Origin of the sequence: Paenibacillus sp. BK720 (assembly GCF_011761545.1) — a bacterium.
Classification (GTDB): Bacteria; Bacillota; Bacilli; order Paenibacillales; family Paenibacillaceae; genus Pristimantibacillus.
The window spans coordinates 1-3174 of record NZ_JAASRQ010000018.1 but is presented as its reverse complement, the minus strand read 5'-3'; the positions used below and the strand labels follow the sequence as shown (position 1 = coordinate 3174).

The following is a 3174-nucleotide window of genomic DNA, read 5'->3' as shown; positions in this document are numbered from 1 at the left end:
TGTTCCATCTAATGATTGTCTGGTATGAAAGAAAAACGTTCAAAATCTAAGGAAACATGAGAATTTAAGAGAAAAGTGATTCTTCATAGAGGGAGATTAATTCAATAATGAGTCTAGTATCTTTCCTGGAATTAGCTTATTATTGGAAGAATTAATTTGAGGAGAGATGCAGATGTCGGACATACAGGCAATTGTATTAGACCTGGACGGAACATTGCTCGACAGCGACAAATCCATATCGCCTAGAAATTACGAGGCTGTTAAACGGTGTTATGATTCAGGAATCCATATTATCGTCGCCACGGCGCGACCGCCCAGAGCGGCCAATCAATTTGTGAAGAATTTTCCTTTTGTAGACTACTTAGTTTATTACAATGGTGCTCAAACAATATGCAAGTCTAAGCAAACTCATCGGCACATTAGTATTCCTATGGAGATTAGCCATCAGATTAACAATTTCATCAAGTTACATGCACCTCAATCCATAATTAATTACGAGGTCAATGACTCATGCTATACGTGTACACAAATTTCTGACTCAAAACTTAGTCATTTCGGTATCCGTTCAAGTGATCCTAAACCCTTGGTTGTTGATAAGGATTTTTTCAGTTCACTATCCCCAACAAAAATATTGGTTCATGGTTACAGCGAATGGATGGATGTTATCGAGCAATTCGGCGACCATGTGAATGTAATCGCAACCGACGGAGGAGTATTAGTTCAAATCATGCACAAATCAGCCTCAAAGGAAGATGCCGTGCAATGGGTGCTTAATGATATTGGAGTGAGAGCAGAAAATGTAATGGTATTCGGGGATGACTTTAACGATTTAGGTTTATTCCATAACTGTGGATTTCCGATAGCTATGGAAAACGCGATAATTGAGTTGAAAAATTGTGCAAAACACATTACTGAATCAAATGATAATGATGGTGTTGCTGTTGCTCTCGAGAAATTGGTGCTGTGAACAAGTTAATAATGATTCAACTAACGTAGGAACTATAGTTCAATCAGAACAGGGAGCAGGCCGCCGCGGCGCTGCTCTTTGCCCGTTGAAGTAATGGGCAGGATTGCGATACGAACAGAAGTTGCCTGCGTCTAATAGCTAGTTGGAATAATATGAGAGGAGCAAGAAAGATGAAAGCATCATTTTCACATAAGCCCGAAGAGTACGAATGTCCATTTTGTCGTGTTTGGGGTATCGAGCGACCTAATCAAGGAACAAAACAAGGGGATATCATCTATCAGAATGAAAAAGTAACGGCATTTATAGCGAGCAAATGGTGGCCAAACAATAAAGGACATGTTCTTGTTATTCCTAATCAGCATTTCGAGAACATCTTTGAACTCCCTGCGGATTATGCTACTGAAATTCACCGCGCGGCTCAGCTTACAGCATTTGCAATGAAAAGTACGTATGGATGTGATGGGATTTCTACACGGCAACATAATGAGCCTGCTGGCAATCAAGACGTGTGGCACTATCATCTCCATGTCTACCCTAGATATGTTAATGATCAACTTTATCTATCAAAGGGTTCTCAGTCCGATCCAGATGAACGCTCTTTCTATGCTGATAAGTTGCGTTCTTGGATAGAGGAAAATAGTTAAGGTCTAGGGAGGGAGGGATGCTAACCCAAGTAGGAGATGAACCTGTGATTACGTGGGCACTTCAAGAGGAAAAATAAGGTTCTCTCATTAAGCTATCGGGAGACTATAGTTCAATCAATAAAGCTGCAGCAGATCGGAGGATCAGCTGCGGCTTTTTTTTGAAGTAAGGGGGAGGATAGTTAAATCATCTATAGAAATATTCATTTAGCAAAATAATCATTTATCGGAGTGGCTCAAATTGCGAAATATCAATGATTTATTGGGTTTGTTAGATGAACTGAGGACTTTAATTGATTCGCCAAATACTAATGTCGTATGGTCGCAATTCAATTCCGTAGAGGAAGTATTAAATACATTGGATACGCTCAAAAGACGGGTGGCACTTGGAGATAATAAAGTAATATCTGAACTTAAAATCTTATTCGCTCCAACTGGTTCATTCCAAGAAATATCCATTGATAGTGGTTGGGGTGAAAAATTTATCGAGTTAGCTACTCGGTTCGATGAAATTTTTGACTAAATGATTAAGCTATCGGGGAACTATAGTTCAATGACGGTATGCGGCAGCTGGTCAAACGATCAGCTGCCGTTTTCATTGAAGTACGGGCAGCAGTTTAGTTTCAATATGTGGTATTATAATATGGAAATTAGATCCATTGACTGAGGTGAAAAATGACTCCCAAAGAAATGTTTAAAAGAATGTTAACCGAAGATATAGCTCCTCTTTTTAAAGTGAGAGGATATAGAAAGAAAAATGCTACCTTTGTAAGAGAATCTAAAGAGGTTATTCAGATTATAAACTTCAGGGCATCAAGCTATAATTTACCGGATTATTATACCTTTTCAATTGAAATTGCTTTATTTTCAGAACCATATTTTTCAGCATTAAATTTGAATAAACCAACAAGCTGGTTTTCCTATCAGAGTTACAGACCCATCATTGAAACCAGCTTGATGTATCTTAATCATAAGAAAGAGGGAACGCACTTTCCTGACTGTCACATCACGGAAAGTACTGATATATCCGCTTTATCGGAGAAAATAAAATCCAAGCTAGAGACACTTGTTTTTCCGTATGTTGAAAATATAAATAGTACAAACGATATAATTGTTGAAATCGAGAGACAAGTGTCAGAGGAAGATACAGGGACAAGAGTTGCGCAATATGATTTAATACCTCTTTACTGTATTATCGGAAACCGATCTAAAGCTGAAGAAGCTTTGGTCTACGCATGGAATAGAAAAATATCAAACCCCCATTACACAAAATTATTAAAAGATTTTACTCAGAAATTAGGTTTAAGTGTTTTGCCAGATTAACCGGATTCGGTCGCTCTAATTGTCCTACCCCGAAAATTACTCTTAGCACAGACCCAAAAATGGCAGCACGAAACTAAGCCCAGCTTTTATGTTTTTTAAAAACTGTGCTTCTTCGAAAATAGGAGAGATTAGGACTTGTTAAGAGGCTTCTGAGGCAGAAAGAGCAACCTGAAAACCAAGACTCTCAAGCCTGCGAACAGCTTGCTTCATAATGGCTTCTTGCTGTCGCTGTTCAAAGTAATG

At 38.5% G+C, this 3174-nt stretch carries 4 protein-coding genes; all 4 read left to right on the top strand.

Annotated elements, in window-relative coordinates; all coding sequences use genetic code 11:
• The first annotated feature begins 172 nt into the window (after positions 1 to 172).
• The 4 genes from FHT67_RS29580 (at position 173) to FHT67_RS29565 (ending at position 2931) form a co-directional block, all read left to right on the top strand.
• Complete coding sequence (locus tag FHT67_RS29580) at positions 173 to 967, top strand: Cof-type HAD-IIB family hydrolase (protein WP_167202140.1); 795 nt, start codon at positions 173 to 175, stop codon at positions 965 to 967.
• 170 nt (positions 968 to 1137) lie between these two features.
• Positions 1138 to 1611, top strand: coding sequence for an HIT family protein (locus FHT67_RS29575; RefSeq protein WP_167202139.1), 474 nt, complete (start codon positions 1138 to 1140; stop codon positions 1609 to 1611).
• A 238-nt stretch (positions 1612 to 1849) separates the two neighbouring features.
• Positions 1850 to 2131, top strand: a complete 282-nt coding sequence (locus tag FHT67_RS29570; RefSeq protein WP_167202138.1) for a hypothetical protein — start codon at positions 1850 to 1852, stop codon at positions 2129 to 2131.
• A 179-nt stretch (positions 2132 to 2310) separates the two neighbouring features.
• Complete coding sequence (locus FHT67_RS29565; protein ID WP_208403721.1) at positions 2311 to 2931, top strand: DUF4304 domain-containing protein; 621 nt, start codon at positions 2311 to 2313, stop codon at positions 2929 to 2931.
• Positions 2932 to 3174 lie beyond the last annotated feature (243 nt).

Excerpts from the sequence above, each read along its gene's own strand:
- FHT67_RS29575 (WP_167202139.1), top strand. The coding sequence starts at position 1,138 with ATGAAAGCATCATTTTCACATAAGCCCGAAGAGTACGAATGTCCATTT.
- FHT67_RS29580 (WP_167202140.1), top strand. The coding sequence starts at position 173 with ATGTCGGACATACAGGCAATTGTATTAGACCTGGACGGAACATTGCTC.
- FHT67_RS29565 (WP_208403721.1), top strand. The coding sequence starts at position 2,311 with ATGTTAACCGAAGATATAGCTCCTCTTTTTAAAGTGAGAGGATATAGA.